The sequence below is a fragment of the Streptomyces sp. MNU76 genome (assembly GCF_020982545.1).
Lineage (GTDB): Bacteria > Actinomycetota > Actinomycetes > Streptomycetales > Streptomycetaceae > Streptomyces.
In genome coordinates this window covers 18,509-36,568 of sequence record NZ_JAJKLK010000015.1, presented here as the reverse complement: position 1 = coordinate 36,568, position 18,060 = coordinate 18,509, and the positions used below count along the sequence as shown (strand labels likewise).

General features: G+C 70.2%; 17 protein-coding genes and 1 pseudogene. 12 read left to right on the top strand and 6 right to left on the bottom strand.

The window, feature by feature from the left end:
- Positions 1–10 precede the first annotated feature (10 nt).
- From E4N62_RS26125 to E4N62_RS26095, 7 genes and pseudogenes are all read left to right on the top strand, one after another.
- Entirely contained in the window at positions 11–1,513 is a 1,503-nt protein-coding gene (locus tag E4N62_RS26125; RefSeq protein WP_230218600.1) for a CoA-acylating methylmalonate-semialdehyde dehydrogenase, read from the top strand.
- Between the two features lie 30 nt (positions 1,514–1,543).
- Entirely contained in the window at positions 1,544–2,527 is a 984-nt protein-coding gene (locus tag E4N62_RS26120) for a TIM barrel protein (RefSeq protein ID WP_230218598.1), read from the top strand.
- 225 nt (positions 2,528–2,752) lie between these two features.
- A complete protein-coding gene (locus tag E4N62_RS26115; protein WP_230218596.1) occupies positions 2,753–3,535 on the top strand; it encodes a TIM barrel protein in 783 nt (260 codons plus the stop codon).
- 96 nt (positions 3,536–3,631) lie between these two features.
- Positions 3,632–4,675, top strand: a complete 1,044-nt coding sequence (locus E4N62_RS26110) for a Gfo/Idh/MocA family oxidoreductase (protein WP_230218594.1) — start codon at positions 3,632–3,634, stop codon at positions 4,673–4,675.
- 173 nt (positions 4,676–4,848) lie between these two features.
- The gene (locus tag E4N62_RS26105) at positions 4,849–5,889 is read left to right on the top strand and encodes a LacI family DNA-binding transcriptional regulator (protein ID WP_230218592.1); all 1,041 of its coding nucleotides are present in this window, start codon (positions 4,849–4,851) and stop codon (positions 5,887–5,889) included.
- Between the two features lie 156 nt (positions 5,890–6,045).
- Positions 6,046–6,234: a hypothetical protein gene (locus tag E4N62_RS26100; protein ID WP_230218590.1), complete on the top strand. Its 189-nt coding sequence runs from the start codon at positions 6,046–6,048 to the stop codon at positions 6,232–6,234.
- A gap of 114 nt (positions 6,235–6,348) precedes the next feature.
- Positions 6,349–7,446: pseudogene (locus E4N62_RS26095) on the top strand (RNA-guided endonuclease InsQ/TnpB family protein); the annotation flags it as partial.
- A gap of 1,216 nt (positions 7,447–8,662) precedes the next feature.
- Here E4N62_RS26095 and E4N62_RS26090 read toward each other — a convergent pair.
- Complete coding sequence (locus E4N62_RS26090; protein ID WP_230218579.1) at positions 8,663–9,367, bottom strand: TetR/AcrR family transcriptional regulator; 705 nt, start codon at positions 9,365–9,367, stop codon at positions 8,663–8,665.
- A gap of 51 nt (positions 9,368–9,418) precedes the next feature.
- A complete protein-coding gene (locus tag E4N62_RS26085) occupies positions 9,419–11,038 on the bottom strand; it encodes a gamma-glutamyltransferase family protein (RefSeq protein WP_230218577.1) in 1,620 nt (539 codons plus the stop codon).
- A gap of 254 nt (positions 11,039–11,292) precedes the next feature.
- Between E4N62_RS26085 and E4N62_RS26080 the strand changes: the two genes are divergently transcribed.
- From E4N62_RS26080 to E4N62_RS26070, 3 genes are all read left to right on the top strand, one after another.
- On the top strand, positions 11,293–12,165 hold the full coding sequence (locus E4N62_RS26080; protein WP_230218567.1) for an ABC transporter substrate-binding protein: 873 nt from the start codon (positions 11,293–11,295) through the stop codon (positions 12,163–12,165).
- A 105-nt stretch (positions 12,166–12,270) separates the two neighbouring features.
- Positions 12,271–13,143, top strand: coding sequence for an amino acid ABC transporter permease (locus E4N62_RS26075; RefSeq protein WP_230218565.1), 873 nt, complete (start codon positions 12,271–12,273; stop codon positions 13,141–13,143).
- A 115-nt stretch (positions 13,144–13,258) separates the two neighbouring features.
- Positions 13,259–14,002 (top strand): amino acid ABC transporter ATP-binding protein, encoded by a 744-nt coding sequence (locus tag E4N62_RS26070; protein ID WP_268269865.1) that lies wholly within the window; start codon positions 13,259–13,261, stop codon positions 14,000–14,002.
- Positions 14,003–14,208: 206 nt separating this feature from the next.
- On the opposite strand, the gene E4N62_RS26065 is transcribed toward E4N62_RS26070, so the two are convergent.
- Positions 14,209–14,793, bottom strand: coding sequence for a hypothetical protein (locus E4N62_RS26065; protein ID WP_230218563.1), 585 nt, complete (start codon positions 14,791–14,793; stop codon positions 14,209–14,211).
- A gap of 205 nt (positions 14,794–14,998) precedes the next feature.
- Positions 14,999–15,199 carry a hypothetical protein gene (locus E4N62_RS26060; protein ID WP_230218562.1) on the bottom strand — a complete coding sequence of 67 codons (201 nt, stop codon included), beginning with the start codon at positions 15,197–15,199 and terminating at the stop codon, positions 14,999–15,001.
- Between the two features lie 137 nt (positions 15,200–15,336).
- Here E4N62_RS26060 and E4N62_RS26055 point away from each other — a divergent pair, with 137 nt between their 5' ends.
- On the top strand, positions 15,337–15,669 hold the full coding sequence (locus E4N62_RS26055) for a glyoxalase superfamily protein (protein ID WP_230218561.1): 333 nt from the start codon (positions 15,337–15,339) through the stop codon (positions 15,667–15,669).
- A gap of 147 nt (positions 15,670–15,816) precedes the next feature.
- Here the strand turns inward: E4N62_RS26055 and E4N62_RS26050 are convergent, their stop codons facing one another.
- A complete protein-coding gene (locus tag E4N62_RS26050; protein ID WP_230218558.1) occupies positions 15,817–16,845 on the bottom strand; it encodes an SDR family NAD(P)-dependent oxidoreductase in 1,029 nt (342 codons plus the stop codon).
- Between E4N62_RS26050 and E4N62_RS26045 the strand changes: the two genes are divergently transcribed.
- Complete coding sequence (locus E4N62_RS26045) at positions 16,745–17,167, top strand: heme-binding protein (protein WP_308185632.1); 423 nt, start codon at positions 16,745–16,747, stop codon at positions 17,165–17,167. The two genes, E4N62_RS26050 and E4N62_RS26045, sit on opposite strands and share 101 nt — an antisense overlap.
- On the opposite strand, the gene E4N62_RS26040 is transcribed toward E4N62_RS26045, so the two are convergent.
- Complete coding sequence (locus tag E4N62_RS26040) at positions 17,091–18,029, bottom strand: LysR substrate-binding domain-containing protein (RefSeq protein WP_230218547.1); 939 nt, start codon at positions 18,027–18,029, stop codon at positions 17,091–17,093. The two genes, E4N62_RS26045 and E4N62_RS26040, sit on opposite strands and share 77 nt — an antisense overlap.
- Positions 18,030–18,060 lie beyond the last annotated feature (31 nt).

Genomic DNA, 18,060 nt, shown 5'->3' with positions numbered 1-18,060 from the left:
AACCCGCACCGTGACCACCATCCAGCACTGGATCAACGGCGCTCCCGTCCAGGGCACCGCCACCGCCACCCAGCCGGTCTTCAATCCGGCCACCGGCGCCGAGCAGGCCCAGGTCGTCCTCGGCGGCGCGGCCGACGTGGACGCCGCCGTCCAGGCTGCCTCTGCCGCCTTCGAGACCTGGTCGGAATCGTCGCTCACCCAGCGCACGCAGGTGATGTTCGCCTTCCGCCAGCTGCTCCTCGGGCACGAGGAGGAGCTGGGCCGGATCATCTCCGCCGAGCACGGCAAGACCGTCGACGACGCCCGCGGCGAGATCACCCGGGGCCGCGAGGTCGTCGAGTTCGCCTGCGGCCTCGGCGACATCCTCAAGGGCTCATTCTCCGACCAGGTCTCGCGTGGCGTGGATGTGCACAACTTCCGCCAGCCCCTCGGCGTCGTCGCCGGCATCACCCCGTTCAACTTCCCCGCGATGGTGCCGCTGTGGATGCACCCCATGGCCATCGCCACCGGCAACACCTTCATCCTGAAGCCGAGTGAGCGCGACCCGTCGGCCGCGAACTTCGTCGCCGAGCTGTACAAGAAGGCCGGCCTGCCCGACGGTGTCTTCAACGTGGTGCACGGTGGCAAGGACGCGGTCGACGCGATCCTCACCCACCCCGGCATCGAGGCCGTCTCCTTCGTCGGGTCGACTCCGATCGCCAAGTACGTGCACGAACAGGCCACCGCGCACGGCAAGCGCGTCCAGGCCCTCGGCGGCGCCAAGAACCACGCCGTCGTCCTGCCCGACGCCGACCTCGAATTCGCCGCCAACCACATCACCGCTGGCGCCTACGGCTCCGCCGGCGAGCGCTGCATGGCCGTCGCCGTCGCCGTCGCCGTCGGCGACGCCGCCGACGGACTCGTGCAGGTGCTGGAGCGCAAGGCCCGCGAGGTGAAGGTCGGCCCCGGTGACCAGCCCGGCACCGAGATGGGGCCGCTGGTCACCAAGGCCGCCCAGGAGCGCGTCGAGAGCGCGGTCGGCGCCGCCGCCACGCAGGGCGCCACCGTCGTCGTCGACGGCCGCGGTCTCAAGCTCGACGACCCCGCCTACGCCCAGGGCTTCTTCACCGGCCCCTCCCTCCTGGACCACGTCACCACCGGGATGGCGGCGTACAAGGAGGAACTCTTCGGCCCGGTGCTGGCGATCCTCCGAGTCGAGACCCTGGACGAGGCGATCAACGTCATCAACGCCAACCCCTACGGCAACGGCACCGCCCTGTTCACCGCCTCCGGTGAAGCCGCCCGCCGCTTCCAGCGGCGCATCAAGGTCGGCATGATCGGCATCAACGTGCCGGTGCCCGTGCCGATGTCCTACTACTCCTTCGGCGGTTGGAAGGACTCCCTCATCGGCGACTCCCCCATCCACGGCCCCGAAGGCATCCGCTTCTACACCCGCCCCAAGGTCGTCACCACTCGCTGGCCCCAGCCCAAGCAGCAGGTCAGCGCGGGCTTCAACTTCCCCACCTCCAGCTGAGTTTCCGTGCCGCTCTCCGAAGGACACACCATGGCAACGGCGCCACCCCCCTTCCGCACCACTGCGGGCAACCTCTGCCTGGGCTCGGCCCCCGACTCGTGGGGCGTCTGGTTCCCCGAGGACGAGCACCAGGTGCCGTACACCCGCTTCCTCGACGAACTCGCCCAGGCCGGCTACGAGTGGCTGGAGCTCGGCCCCTACGGCTACCTCCCCACCGACCCGCAGCGCCTCAAGGACGAACTCGACACCCGCGGCCTGCAGGTCTCCGGCGGCACCGTCTTCGGTGCGCTGCACCGCCCCGACGCCTGGGACGACATGCTCGCCCACGTCCGGCAGATCGCCGGCCTTACCGCAGCCGCCGACGCCCACCACCTCGTCTTCATCCCGCCCATGTACCGGGACGAGAAGACGGGCGCGTTCACCGAGTCGCCCGAGCTGACCGCCGAACAGTGGGCGGGCTTCGGCAGGGCCACCGACCGGCTCGGCAAGCTGCTGCTCGACGAGTACGACGTACGCCTCGTCATCCATCCACACGCCGACAGCCACATCCAGACCCAGCCCGAGATCGAACGGCTGCTGAACGAGTCCGACCCCCGCTACACCAACCTCTGCCTGGACACCGGCCACGTCGCCTACGGCGGCGGCGACAACTTCGACCTCATCCGCCGCTTCGGCGAACGCGTCGGCTACGTCCACATCAAACAGATGGACCCCGCCGTCCTGGCCCAGGTCGCCGCCGAAGACCTCTCCTTCGGCGAGGCCGTCAAACGCGGCGTCTGCGTCTCCCCGCCCGCCGGTGTCCCCAACCCCGCCGACATCGTCACCGCACTCACCACACTCGACGCCGAGCTGTTCGTCATCGTCGAACAAGACCTCTACCCCTGCACACCCGAGGTACCGCTGCCCATCGCCGTCAGCACGCGCGAGCACCTGGCCACCTGCGGCCTGACCGGCACCCGACGCCCGAGGCTGACGCTCCCTGCCGACGAGCAGCCGAGCAGCGCCCCCAAGTAACCAAGCCACCGGCTCGCGCGGTGGCCAGCGCATGGAGACCCCCGACGCAGTTGACGCGCCGTGGCGGGCTTCTATGCGGTACTCACGGCTTCCACGCGAGACTTCTAGAACGTTACAGGCCTCATGGCCACCGGACACTTGACAGCGACTCATGATGACTGGCGCACTGGTCAAAGCACGTAGAACGTTCTAGTTCCCGGTCGTCCGGAGATGAGGAGAACCACGATGTACGCACTAGCGGTCTGTGCGGAGATGGTCTTCCGCGACCTTCCGATCGAGGAGCGGGCGCGGCGTATCCACGAGGCCGGCTTCCAGGTCGAGATCTGGGACTGGACGAACCACGATCTCGATGCCCTCGCCCGCTCGTCCGCCGAGATCGTCTCGATGACGGGGTACGTGAGCGGCAGCCTCACCGATGACGACGGCGCCGCCGAACTGTTGCGCACGGCCGAGGAGTCACTCAAGGCGGCCGAGCACCTGGGCTGCACTCGCCTGAACCTCCACGGAACCGGTCTGGACGGCCAGGGGCTGCCCGTGGTGCCGGTACCCGGGGAGCCCACCGGCGCGATGTGGATGGCCGCGCACCGCACACTCACCCGGCTCGCCGAGCTCGGCGAGAACGCCGGGGTCACCTTCACCCTGGAGAATCTCAACACCTCCGTCGATCACCCCAGGGTGCCCTTCGCGAAGGCTGCCGACACCCTGACGCTGGTTGCCGCCGTGAACCGACCCGGTCTGCGCATGAACCTGGACCTGTACCACGCCCAGATCGGCGAGGGGAATCTGATCGAGCTGGTGCGCCGCGCCCACGGCGCGGGACTCATCGGTGAGATCCAGGTGGCGGACGTGCCGGGCCGCTGCGAACCCGGCACGGGAGAGATCAACTACCCGGCCATCGCCCACACCCTCGCAGACATCGGCTACGACGGCACCGTCGCCATGGAGGCATGGGCCTCCAGCGACAGCGAGGCCGCTCTGGAACGCTTCCGGGCCGCCTTCACCGTCTGACAGGAGCGGCCGCGGGATGTCTGCCCCGCCCTCGCGTCCGCGCACCACGGCAGCCGCCACCACCGAAGCCACGACGTAGATCACGGAGTATGTGCCATGACCTCCCCCCAGTCCCTCGCGGTCGGCCTCATCGGCGCCGGACGCATGGGCTCCTTCCACGCCGAGACCCTGGCCCGCCGCCTCCCCGGTGTACGGCTGGCCGCCATTGCCGATCCCGCACCCGGGGCAGCGAGGGCTCTGGCCGATCGTCTCGGCTGCCCCAAGATGTACACGGAGATCGGTGACCTGCTCGACGACCCCGAGATCGAGGCGGTCGTGATCGTCACGCCCGCCCGCACCCACGCCGGACTCATCGAGGCCGCAGCACGCGCCGGCAAGTCGGTCTTCTGCGAGAAGCCGATGGCCATCACCCTCGACGAAGCCGACCGCGCCATCACCGCCGCACATGAGGCGGGCGTGGCGCTCCAGGTGGGCTTCAACCGCCGCTTCGACGCCGGCTTCCGCGCCGCCCACGAGAAGATCACCGCCGGTGACATCGGTACCCCGCAGCTGCTGCGTTCCCTCACCCGGGACCCCGAACTGCACGACCCGTCGCGCATCCCGCCATGGACGATCTTCCTGGAGACGCTCATCCACGACTTCGACGTCCTGCGCTACCTCAACCCCGGCTCAGAGCCCGTCGAGGTCTTCGCCATGGCCGACGCCCTGATCCGGCCCGACTTCAAGGACCACGGACTGCTCGACACGGCCGTGGTGACGATCCGCTTCGACAACGGCGCCATCGCCACGGCGGAGGCCAACTTCCAGGCGGTGTACGGCTATGACGTCCGCGGTGAGGTCAAGGGCTCGACCGGCATGCTCACCCTGGGTGACTTGCGCAGCAGCCACCTCACGTCCTACGGTACGGCTGGCGCTGCCGCCGAGTGCGTCAGCTACGACCAGGATCTCTTCCACGCGGCCTACGTGGCCGAACTGGCCGAGTTCACTGACAGCGTCCGGGACAAGCGTGCTCCGTCAGTGACCGGCGAGGACGCTCGGGCCGCGCTGGGCATCGCCCTCGCCGCGATCGGTTCGATCGCCACAGGCGGTGCGGTCAGCGTGGGTGACATCAGGGAGAGCCCGGTGACAGTGCGGCCGTAGCACCGAGCACACGCACGCCGCCTCGGCGGCGCCGTCTCCAGCCCAAGCGGCCGCCGCCAGGGTCGTACCTCTCACGTCGCCGTGCCGTTGCCGACCCCCCTCCTGAAGCAACGCCCAAATGGAACGTTCTACAATCGGTCCCCAGCAGACGAGACCGACCAGGAGAGGACAGGATGCCTGCGACCCCGGCGGTCCCGGACGGGAAGCGGCCGACGCTCGCCGACCTGGCGACGCGGGCAGGTGTGTCCACCGCGCTGGCCTCCATCGTGATGCGCGGGGCGAAGGGGGCCAGCGCCGCCACCCGCGAGCGTGTCCTGGAGGCCGCGCGGGAGATCGGCTACCGCCCGGACGCCCGGGCGAGACTGCTGCGCAGCCACCGCTCCCACCTGCTCGGCGTGCAGTTCGGCCTCCAGCATCCCTTCCACGCCGACCTGGTGGAGGGCATCTACGCCACCGCCGAACCAGCCGGATACCAGATCGCGCTGAGCGCCGTGACCGCCGGACGGGGTGAGCAGCGTGCCGTCGAAACCCTGCTCGACGACCGCTGCGAGGCGCTGATCCTGCTAGGCCCACAGGCCCCCGCCTCACGGCTGACGAAGCTCGCCGGGCAATTGCCGGTCGTCTCTGTGGCCCGCCGCCTGCGGCCACCCGTCCCCGGCCTGGAGGTCGTACGGACCGCCGACGACAAGGGCGCCCGCCAGGCGGTCGACCACCTCGTGGCGCTGGGCCACCGCGCCATCGCCCACATCGACGGCGGCAAGGCACCCGGCGCAGCCGACCGGCGACGCGGCTACCGCACCGCCATGAGCCGCCACGGGCTCACCGAGCACATCCGCGTCGTGCCCGGGGGCCTCACCGAGGCAGAGGGCGCCGAGGCCGCCCAGGTTCTCGCCGCCTCCCACCCGCGCCCCACCGCGGTCTTCGCCTTCAACGACCGCTGCGCGACCGGTGCCCTCGATGTCTTCCTCCGCAGCGGCATTCCCGTCCCGGGCGCCATCTCCGTCGTCGGCTTCGACGACAGCCATCTGGCCCGCCTGGCCCATATCGACCTCACCACCGTCGGGCAGGACATCCCCCGCCTCGCCCACCTCGCCGTGGACCGGGCCATCGCGCGCCTGGACGGTCGCGACACCGGTACCAGGGAACAGGTGGTCGCTCCACACCTCGTGGTCCGGGGGACGACGGCCCCGCCCTCTACCGCACCGGCCACCTGAGCGTCGTCTGGGCCAACCTCGCACCGCACACAGTCCCACGCGCCTCCAGTACCTGAGGAATGGGGCACAACAGCGAACTCGGCGACTTTCCCCGCCCCCGTCGCGCCCTCCTCACCCCGAACACCGCCGGGCTGCCTCCGGGCGCGGGGCGCGCCGGTGCCCAAGCTACGCCGTGAGGAGGTCGCGCCCCTGGCGGGTGTCACCACCGACTGCACCCGCCTGAAGCAGGGCCGCCACCCGCACCTCTCCGAAGCCGTCCTGGCCTCCGTCCCCCACGCCCTGCGTCTCGACGACGAACGCGGCTACCTCTTCGCCCTCACCCGCCCGCGTCCCACCGCCCCGTAGCGCCGGCGCACGCCCCGAGCGGAGCGGACCCGGTCCGCGGCGGTGGTCACGCCACCGACCACCCCGCCTCGGCGGGGTCTGTGTAGCGAACGGTGGAACTCAGTCGGTTTTGTTCAGCGGCGTCCGGCGGTGAGCCGGCCGTCGAAGGTGATGTCGAAGGCTTGGAGTGCGGCCTTCCAGCAGATCCGCGCGTTCGATCCCGAGCGGCAGGGCCGCTGGTCGTTCTCCTCCCAGCAAGCCACCCTGCGCCGCCTGGACAAGGCGTTCCAGGCGTTCTTCCGCCGGGTCAAGGCAGGCCAGACGCCGGGCTATCCGCGCTTCAAGGGCGTCGGACACTTCGACACCGTCACCTTCCCCAAGGACGGCGACGGCTGCCGCTGGGACTCCACCCCCGACGACGCGCAGACCCGCGTCCGTCTGCAAGGTGTCGGGCATATCCGCGTGCACCGGCATCGGCCCGTGCAGGGCCGCGTCAAGACGGTCTCGGTGAAGCGTGAGGGGAACCGTTGGTACGTCGTCCTTGCCTGCGACGAGGTGCCCGCCGAGGAACTGCCGCCTGCCGGGGCGGTCGTCGGTATCGACATGGGCGTCGCCCACTTCCTGACCACCTCGGACGGCGGACACGTCGGCAACCCGCGCTTCCTCCAGGCGATGGCCGACGAGCTGGCCGAAGCGCAGCGGCACCTCGCGACGTTCCCCAAGCGGACCCGGCAGCGCACCAAGCGCCACCGCGCCGCAGCCCGGAAGGTCGCCAAGCTGCACGGCAGGATCAGGCGGCAGCGCGCCGACTTCCACCACAAGACCGCCCGCGCCCTCATCACCGGCCACGACGTGATCGCCCACGAGCGGCTCAACACGGCGGGCATGACCAAGAGCCCCGCACCCAGGACCGACCCCGAACAGCCCGGCAGCTTCCTGCCCAACGGCGCTGCCGCGAAGGCCGGACTCAACCGCAGCATCCTCGACGCGGGTTGGGCGCAGTTCCTCCGAATCCTGGCGAACAAGGCTGAGAGCGCCGGTCGCCTCGTGGTCCCGGTGGACGCGCGCAACACCTCCCGCACGTGCCCCGAATGCGGGCATGTCGCGAAAGAGAACCGCGCCACCCAAGCGAAGTTCGCATGCACAGCGTGCGGGTTCGCGGCGAACGCGGACCACGTCGGCGCGACGAACGTCCTCAACAGGGCCGGGCTGGTCCTCTGCGCGGCGGCTTAGCCACCGACGCAGGAAGCCCGCGCGTTTACGCGTGGGTGGAGTCACATACGTACCTGTCGTCGGCGATCCCTGTGCGCGGGTGCCAGCGGCGCGCGTCCACGGCGGCCTCACGTGCCGGAACACGATCGCAGCCGCACGGCTGAGGGTTCGACAGCAGAGGGCTGGGCCCGGTTGTGCTTCCGCGAGAACGGAGCGGCGGAGCGGCCAACCGTCTCTCTCGATCACCGTGACTTCCCCAGCCATGGCTTCGCCCCCGCAGGGCTCGGCGACCCCGGCCCCAGCCGACACGGCCGGGTTCCGGTCGTCCTCCATCGACAAAGGGCGGACGAAGACTTCCGCATGACGGCAAGGGTTTCGCCGCGCCGGGCGTAAGTCGATGAACGGCTCGCGCCGCAGCCCGAAGACCGTGCGGCCTCGAAGGAGAGCCAGTAGGGACGCCCACCGCGGCTGTCCGGCAGGGGAACGAGCCAGCCACGCCGACGGGCCGTCACCGTCCACCGTCGCGAAGGCGGCGCCGGGATGCCGTTCGGACAGACGACGCGGTACTGGGGCGAGATGTTCGGGCTGAAGTCCCAGGGCAAGGTGGACGCGCAGAACTCACGCGCTCGCGAGCTGGCCCGGGGACGAGGGCATACCGGTCCGCCGTCAGGCGATCGGCCGTGACGCGCCGAAGGCCAAGCGGCCTTGAACCTCGTGTACCGGCAAATCCGGTGGTCTCCGGCGCCCTCGCCCCATCCGGGGCGCCAACCCGGACAACACCAGCGGCTGGGCCGAGGCCGGCGTCGTCCTGCGCAACGACCTGACGGACGACGGCTCCTCCGCCGGATACGCGGCCGTGGTGGGCGACCCCGAACAACGGCGTCAGCTTCCCAGCGGGACTCCAACGCCGACGGCTACCTCGACCTGCTCACGAACACCGCCGCCACAGTCAAGCCCAACAACTGGGCCATGGCCGGCCGGATGCGGCGAAACAACATCGCCTCCGCCGATTCGTCCACGGGTACATCGCCCTCGCCACCACCCCCGGCAGCGGCGTCGTCCTGTGACCGGATTCCAACAGCACCGCGAGCTTCAGCCAGTTCTCGATCAACCGACGGAGGAGGTTCCAGCACGAGCACCGACATCAGCTCCGCGTGGTGGTGCGGATGCCCACCACGCGGAGCGTCGACACGCACGCCGACCTGCCGGAGAAGGACGGTGACACGCCCGCCGACGCCTATGTCTTCGCCGTCGCCGTCGCCCGGATGGTGTCGATGACCGCTTGGACGGCCGTGACGAAATTCTGGGGGTCGTCCAACGCCCGAAACCGCGGGGCCAGTCGGGCGATGTTGGGGTACTTCTCGGGCGGCAGGGTGAGGTAGTCCGTCTTCCACGCCCGGAGATCCGCGTCCCGGATTTCCGGGGACAGGGACGCCAGACTCGCGTCCATGGCGCTGTAGGCGAGCACCAGATCGGCGAAGACACGGTAGTAGCGGGTCGCGTCGTCCCCGTCGAGGCCGGCGCGGAGCATGCAGTCCAGCTTGCGCTCCACGGTCCGGAACTCGTTCTCCCGACGGGCGGTACGCGCGGCGGCGAGCGCCCCCACCCGCGGGTGCCGGAGGAACGCCTGGTGGGTGTGGACCGCGATCTGCATCAGGTCGTGGGCCCAGTCGTCCGTCGGCGGCGGGGTATCCGCCAACGCCTCCTCGTGCAGAGCATCGATGAGAGCCAGCAACAGCTCGTCCTTGTTGCGGAAGTGGCGGTAGATCGCCGTCGGATGAGCGCTCAGCTCACGGCCGAGCGCCGAGAACGTCAGCTTGTCCATGCCGGACGAGTCGGCGACCCGGAACGCGGCTTCGACGATCATCTTTTGGCTCAGCGTGCCGCGGGGCAACCGGCTCCGGCCCGCACTCTCGGTCGTACCGCCGTTACTCGTGGCCATATGTCCTTCCTCGTTCGTCGCCTTCCATGGTGATGCAACGATGCCGCCGGATCAGCCCGCGACGGCCGAGCCGTCCGCACGCGGGTCGGTGGCCGCGACCAGGCCGGGGCCGTCGGTGCCACCCTCGCGGCGGACCAACTGGCCGTGCCCGACGCCGTCGTCCAGCGCGTCGATCAGGTCGACGGTGAAACCCGTATCCTCGATCGCGCGGACGCCCGTGGAGGACACGTCCCGCTCCGCCTTGACCGTACCGGCGCCCTCCGTCACTCCGGCCTCCATGGCCCCCAGGACCCAGCGCGGCGCCGACACGGCACGCCTCGCAGAGGCGCCGGCGGCGAGGTGCAGGGCCAGGTGGGTGTGCACCTGCGGCTGCGCGCGTCCCCCCATGACACCATGCGCTCCGACGAGTTCGTCGGCCTCGCGGACCAGGACGGGCATCAGTGTGTGCAGGGGGCGTTTGCCGCCGGCGAGCCGGTTCGGCGACGCCGGGTCGAGCGAGAACGACGCGCCCCGGTTGTGCAGAACGACACCGGTGTGGGGATCGAGCAGCGCGGCACCGAAGCAGTGGAAGACGCTCTGGATCAGCGAGACCCAGGTACCGTCCCGGTCCGTCACCACGACCGCGACGGTGTCACCGGACGCCTTGCGTTGGCCGAGCAGGGCGACCGGTGTGCCCGCCATGGCCTGCTCGGCGATGTGTCGCACGCGCGGGCCGGACAGCAGTTCCTCGGCCGGGACGGTCTCCTCCCGCTCCGGGTCGCAGCAGAAGCGGTCGCGCTCGGCGGCGGCTTGGGCGAGCACGGACGCCACCACGCCCGCGTCGCGGCCCAGCGGATCCAGGGTCCCGCGGACGGCGCGTACCACGTCCAGTGCGCGCAGGCCCTGGAGGAAGTACAGCCCCTGCGAGTTGTCACCGCCGGAGAGGTACTCGACGCCGTCGTACACCGCGCCATGGGTCCCCGACACCCGTACGGTGTGTTCGGCGAGGTCCTCGACCGTCATCGCCGATCCCTGCTCGGCGAGCAGTTTCACCAGGCTCATGCCCACGTCTCCGCCATACAGGGCGGACGGGCCGTACGTACCGATCGACGCGAGCGTACGCGCGAGGGCGGGCTGCCGAAGAGTCTGGCCGGCCTGCAGTACATCCGCGCCGACGAAGAACACACCGAGCATGCCGGGGTCGCGCAGCAGGTTCTGTCGCTCCCTGCGCAGGTCCAGGGCCAGTCCGGGGGCGACGGGGACGCCCTCGCGAGCGGCTGTCTCGGCTGGGGCCAGTGCCGCCGAGAGCGGACGAGTCCCCCAGGTGTCGGCGAGCGTGGCCCAGCCGGCCACCGCACCGGGGACAGTCACCGGGAGCGCGCCGAGGACAGGCATCCTCGCGTACCGTGCCGTCATCTCGCTGACGTCGACGGCCCGCGGGGCCCGGCCGCTGGCGTTGACGAAGCGAACCTCGCCGTCGGCGGTGCCCACCAGCGCGAGGAGGTCGCCGCCGACCGAACACTGGTTGGGATAGACGACGGTCAGCATGGCTGCGGCCGCGAGTGCGGCATCCACCGCGTTGCCGCCGTCGCGCAGTACATCGGCGGCGATGCCACTCGCCGTCATGTGCGGTGTCGCGACGGCCCACTCACCGCCCTTGGCGGAGAGTCGACGATCAGTGAAAACGGACATGATTCCCTTCCCCGGCGCACCAACGCGAATCCCCTGAGGAGTGCCATCTGTTTCCCGGCACGGACGAAGCCGTGATGCCGGGTGCGGCGACTGGGCTCCACTCGCCGGGCAGATCGGCGTTAACCGCTACGTAACGAGAGATTCCTTGACAGTACTGAAGCGTGCGCCCTAGCTTCCCCTTATGGTCAACGCCATTGACTATCGCATTGACTATGAGCCCACGCAACCACGGAAACCCCTGAAGGGGGCCGGCAATGGCAAGAGCGTTCCGTCACGCCCGTCGCACGACACTCCCCTCGGCCTGCGCCTTCGTCGCGGCCGCGGCCATGCTCGCCGGGTGCGGCGGCTCCACGGGGACGGGGGCACCGTCCGCGGCCTCACCCGCGGTCGATGTGCCGGCCGGGACATTCGTGAAGGACGGGCAGATCACCTACTGCTCGGACATCAGCGCGCCGCCACTGACCTATTACGACGCCGCGCAGAAGCCGGTGGGCGCCGAGATCGAACTCGGGGACGCGCTCGCGTCCCAACTCGGCGTCAAGGCCAACTGGGCCAACACCGCCTTCAACGGCATCATCCCGGCGCTGCAGGCCAAACAGTGCGACGCGATCATCACCCAGCTCTACATCAAGCCCGAGCGGGAGAAGGTCGTGAACTTCGTCCCGTACATGTATGCCTCCAACACCCTCGTGGTGTCCGCGAAGAACGAGAAGGGCATCGAGAGCGCGTCCGACCTGTGCGGTAACAGGGCGGCGGCGCAGACGGGCACGACCGTAGCCGACTACCTCGCCGACCAGTCGAAGAAGTGCCGGGCGGACGGGAAGCAGAAGGTCGACATCCGGCTGTTCAACAAGGACACCGATGCCCTTCAGCAACTGCGCCTCGGACTGGTCGACAGCTACGGAACGACCCTGGAGACCGCCGCATACGTACTGAAGCAGCAACCGGACACGTTCGCGCTCGCCGGGAAGCCGTTCAACCGCATCAAGGTGGGCGCGGCGACCCGCAAGGACGACACCGCTCTGCACGACGCCCTCACCAAGGCGTTCGCCGCGGTCCAGAAGAACGGCGAGTACGCCGCCATCCTCAAGAAATGGAACCTGACGGGCGACGACATCGCCGGTTAGTCGGCACCCCGCCCGTACGACCGGTGGGGCCGCTCGACCGCCGTACATCCAGGCAGGCAGTTGTCCGGCCCGACCGCATCCGCACACACCCAGGGAGAGGATGACGTGGCTGACACGTCCTTGCTCGCAGACTCGGCGCAGGTGGCCGGCTTCGACTGGTCGTTCTTCTGGCACTACCTGATATCCCCTTCGGGCACATTCCTGGAGGGTCTCTGGCGCACCGTCTACATCTCGGTCGTCGCGCAACTGCTCGGTGTGCTGCTGGGTCTCGTCATCGCACTGGCCCAGCGCAGCCGCTTCGCCGCGCTGCGCTGGTGCGGCCGGACGTATGTCTGGCTGATCCGGGGAACTCCCCTGCTCGTCCAATTGGTTCTCGTCTACAACGGCCTCGCGGCGGCAGGTGTCTACCGTTTCACCGACGTCTCGGTGGGCGGCCTCGTGCTTCTCGGCGTCGTGCAGGCCGCCGTCCTGACGCTCGCGGTGAACGAGGCGGCCTACATGGCCGAGATCATCCGCGCGGCGCTCGACGCCATCGACCGTGGGCAGACGGAGGCGGCGCAGGCCCTCGGCATGACCCCGTCGCTGACCATGCGGGTGATCCTGCTGCCCCAGGCACTGCGGATCATCGTTCCGCCACTGGGCAACGAGTTCAACCTGATGATGAAGTCGACGTCGCTGCTGTCGGTCATCGGGCTGCAGGAGATGTTCCTGACGGCCCAGTCGATCAACTCGGCGACCTTCAAGACGTTCGAGATCTTCCTCGTCGTGGCGTGCTATTACCTCGGCCTGACGACGATCTGGTCGTTCGTCCAGCGGTTCATCGAGCGAAAGCTCGCGGACCCCGGTACCGCCCCACCGCCCGGCCCTTCGCTTCGGGAGCGATTCGTCGGCGGCGGTGGCAGGGGCGGCGGCTCGGCGCGCCCCGAGAAAGGACTCGCCGCCAAGGAACACGCACTCACAGGCAGGAAGGCGTACTGACGTGGAACCGATCGGGATCACAGCAGGGGTGAACGACGCGTACGACCATGCCTCCACCGGACACACCGGCCCGGCCGGACCTGCGGATCCGTCGGCGGTGCTGTCGGCGCGCGGGATGGTCAAGGCGTTCGGTGACGTACGGGTGCTGAACGGTGTCTCCATGGACGTCCGGGCCCGCGAGGTGGTGGTCGTCGTCGGACCGTCCGGCTCGGGGAAGACGACGTTCCTGCGGTGCCTCAACCATCTGGAGAGCATCGACGAGGGAGAGATCCTCGTCCACGGGCGCCGGGTCGGATACAAGGACGGCCGGGACGGACTGGTCGAGGAGCGCCCGAGGACGATCGCCGAACGCAGACGCAACATCGGCTTCGTCTTCCAGCGCTTCAACCTCTTCCCCCACCTCACGGCCCTGGAGAACGTGGCCGTCGCCCCGGTGAAGGTCCTCGGCCTGCCGAAGGCCGAGGCGAGAGAACTGGCGCACACCCTGCTGACCAGAGTCGGCCTCGCCCACAAGGCATCGTCACGTCCGTCCGTTCTTTCCGGAGGCCAGCAACAGCGGGTCGCCATCGCGCGCGCTCTCGCCATGAAGCCGGAACTGATGCTTTTCGACGAGCCGACGAGCGCCCTCGACCCGGAGATGGTCGGCGAGGTCGTCACCGTGATGAAGGAGTTGGTCGAGGACGGACTGACAATGATCGTCGTCACCCACGAGATGGGTTTCGCGCGGTCGTCCGCGGACCGGCTCGTCATGTTCGACCAGGGTGTCATCCTGGAGGAAGGGACACCCCAAAAGCTCATGACGGACCCCGAACACCAGCGCACGCGCGCCTTCCTCCGGCGCATCGACGGACACGCATGAGCAGCGAGGAGCCGCCGTGCCGGATCGACGCCCTCCCGTGAGAACGGCCCCGCGCTGTGAGAGAACGCACACGCCACGCTGACCTGAGGCACCCCGAAGCAGAGCTGAGCCCCGTGGGCAAGGGGGTCGTGTACAGCCCGGTGTCAGTGGACAGCTCGTCGCGGACGAGGCTGGGCGGACCGGACCGCTGTTCGACTGGGCCGTGCTCATCCTCGATGATCGCGCAGCCAGTCGGGTACGTCGCCGGTCAGTTCGCGGACCAGATCGGCCACAGTGGGATCCGCCCGGTACGCATCGATCAGCACCGCCGCCAGCCGCATAGCCGTCTCCCGGTCCTCGGCCTCCTGGGCTCTGCCCAGTCCCTCCAGCAGCGGCCGTGCGCTCTCCCGTGGGCGCAGTGTGGCCAGCACCATGCCGTGGAGCAGCAGGGCCTCCACCTCCTCGTAGGCGAAGGTCCCGTCGTCGGTGGCGAGTTCCCTGCAGAGCGCGAGGGATCGCGCAGCGAACGGTTCGGCTTCAGCCGCCCGCCCCTGCTCCAGGAGCACCGCCGCGTGGTTGCGGGACGCGTCGGCCAGCGCGCTCCGCGTCCCGGGGTCCCCGTGGGCGTGCAGTTCCTCCAGTGCCTCGACGGCGCCGCTGCCGGCAGCCCGGTGACCAGCCGTCCCCAGCGCAGGGGCGGCAGACCGTCCGGAGACGGCACCGCTGCCGGCGGGGAGATCCGGAGGACGGCGGCGTCCATGCGGGTGTCGGCGGGCTCCTCGGCTTCGTAGCGGTACCACTCCACGTCGCACGGCAGGTAGTCCCGCGAGCCGGGCAGCCGCACCGTGACCTCGGCCTGTCTGGGGTCGTCGCGGCTGACGACGTGACCGGCGGTCAGCACGAGGCCGCCGTCGAGGAGATACCCGGTGCCGCTGCCCCGGCCGTCGGGTCTGCGGCTGTAGACCTCGACGACGCGGGGGTCCGTACGGTGGTCGACGGGTGCCGGACCGGGTCGTGTCACCGCTCGGGCAGCTCGTCTTCTTCGTCGCCCACTTCGGAGAAGTAGGACCAGGTCTCGCCGTTCGGCTCGTCGAGATCCGTGTCCTGGAAGGTGGGGCCGGCGGCATTCTCTGCGGGCGCGGCGGGCGCGGCCTTCGGCGGCTGTGGGGCGGGAGCGGCCTTGGCGGCCTGCTCCGAAGTCTTGGGCTTCTTGGGCACGTTCGAACTGCCTTGGCGGGGTGGCCGTTCACCGGGGATGCGCTTCACCGGGGAGGCGCTTCACCGGGGATGCGTGGGCCTCAGCCCAGTGCCGCATCAGGCAACGTTCGCCCTGGGCGGTCTGCGAGGATGACTCTATGGACGAGGAAGTCATCCCCATTCTTCGCGTCGAGGACGCTGCGGTGGCGGTCGCTTGGTACGAGCGGCTGGGCTTCGCCAAGCAGTGGGAACACCGTTTCGAACCGGGACTTCCTGCGTTCGTCGAGGTCGCCCGGGGCGGGGTGCGGTTGTTCTTGTCGGAGCACAAGGGCGACGCCCGTCCTGACACGTTGGTCTACCTCCGCGTTCGTGATGTCGAGGCCATCGCCTCCGAGTTCGGTGTGCAGGCAAAGGACGCTCCGTGGGCGCGTGAGATTGAGCTGCGCGACCCTGACGGCAACCGGCTTCGGATCGGCACGCCGACGGAATGACACTCGCTGGCAGCGCGCGGCAGGGAAGCTGTGCTGGTGGCTGTGCGAGTACGGTTCCGCGAGATCGATGACGACGAGGGGCAGCGCCTGGTGCGGATCATCCGCCGGGCCAGCCGATAGACCAGGGCGTGGAGCGCCGAGGCCAGTTCACGGGGTGCGTCGGTCGCGGCCCGGGCGTGCGCCACGACCTGTTCGGCCATCCGCACCGCCCGGCCGGCGAGCACCACCGTGTGGCGGGGTACCGCCGCGAGCAGTTCGGCGCAGAGCGGGCCACGCCCATGCGGCCCGTCCAGTACCGCGTCCACCGCGGCCCAGGGCGTCGTACCCCTCCCGGGCGAGGACGTCGACCGCGGCGGGTGCCAGCGGCCGGGGCCGGCCGACGACCAGGCGGACAATCCGCTCGTCGATCGGCGGGGGCGCTCCGGCGGACGCCGGCTGACCAGCCTCGACGTCCGGCTCTGCCCGTCCAGTACCGAGGCCCCCTGCGGCCCGCCCTGGCCATGTGGCACAGGTCACGAAGCCGTCCTGCGGCCTTCCCTCTCCCGTGGCACCGGATGCCCTTCCCGCCCTACCGGCGCGTACCGCCGCCGTCCGCGGCGACCAGCTGGCCCGTGATGAACACGGCGTCGTCGGAGGCGAGGAACGCCACGGCGCCCGAGACGTCGGCGGGCAGCTGGACGCGCTTGCCGTGCGGACCAGGCCCGCCGCGACGGCGTTGACCGTGATGTCGTGGGCGGCCAGGTTGGCGGACAGGACCGAGGTGAGCCCGTTCAGCGCGCCCTTGGCCGCGACGTAGGAGACGAAGGGTGGCGGCGGGGTCCAGTGACTGGACGACGTGATGTTGACGATCAGCTCCGCCACCAGCCGGTCGCGGCCGAGGTCGATGTCCGCGAGCAGGACGACGGCGGCGTTGTTGACCAGGATGGCGGCGCCACCGAGTTCGGTGCGGACCCGCGCGGCGAACTCCTGGACCGCGCCCTCGTCGGACACGTCGACCTCGTCGCCGAGAAACCGCCGGCCGGTCGCCATGACGAGTTCCCGCGTCTCCTGCGCCGGGTCGAGGTCCGCGACCGCGATGTCCGCGCCCTCCGACGCGAGCCGTCGGGCGATCTCCTGCCCGATGCCGGCGCTGCCCCCGGTCACGACGGCCGTCCGGCCCGACAGTCTCCCCGCCATGGCTCATCACTCCTCGCTTCGGCCCGCACGGGCCGTCACTACCGGATTGTGCGCGACCAGGCCAAGGACGGAGGCGCTTGTTCGTCCCATGAACACGTCCGTTGAGCGTGACGGGCGTCACCTACTGCCGGTCGCGGGCGGCGTGCCGATCGTCACTGCCGACGGGGAGGTCATCGGCGCCATCGGCGTGGGCGGAGCGGACGATGTGACCGACGACCGCATCGCGCAGCAGGCCCGGGACTCCGTCACGAAGATCGTCGCGTGGGCGACACGGCTCCCCCGGCACCGGAGGAACGGACCTCGCTCGTCGTCGCCCGGATGACCCCCACCGTGCGAGCCAGATGCGGCTCGGCACGGTCGGCGCGATGGGCGACCGCCAGCTCCACCCGCGCGTCGGCCCCGGCCAGTGGCAGGTAGGCCACACCGTCGAGCGCCAGCGCGGTGACCGGCTCCGGTACGACGGCGACGCCGAGGCCCCCTGCCACCAGCGTGACGAGGGTCGAGGTCTCGCCGACCTCGTGGCGGATGTGCGGCTCGATGCCGGCGTCGCGCAGCAGGCCCAGCACTACGTCGTACATCACCGACCGGCGGTCGGCCGAGTGCACGATCAGGTCGGCACCGGCGAGGTCCGTGACCCGCAGCCTTTTCCGGCGAGCGAGCGGATGGTCGACCGGCACGGCCACGACAAGCCGGTCCCGGCGCAAGGTGTGCACCGTGAGGGAGAGGTCGGCCGCGGGCGGGCGCAGCAGCGCGACGTCGATCGCGCCGGTGCGCAGTGCCTCGACCTGGTCGGGCGCGAGCATCTCACCGCGGAAGGAGAAGTCGACGCCCGGGAGTTCCTCCGTGAGCCGGCGCGAGAGCGCGGGCAGGAGGCTGTACGTCGCCGAGCCGACACACCCGATCGCGAGGTGACCCACCGAGCCGGCCGCGACGAGCCGTGCGTGGTGGGCGGCCTCGTCGACCTCGGCGAGGATCGCGCGCGCCCGCTCCAGGTAGGCCAGACCCGCCTCGGTCAGATCGACGCGCCGGGTGGTGCGGTGCAGCAGCTCCACACCGAGCTCCGTCTCCAGTTGACGGATCTGCTGGGACAGGGGCGGCTGCGCCATGTGCAGCCGCTCGGCTGCGCGGCCGAAATGGCGCTCCTCGGCCACCGCGACGAAGTACCGCAGGTGCCGCAGATCCATATCTCGTCCATATCAATCGGCTGCCATATGC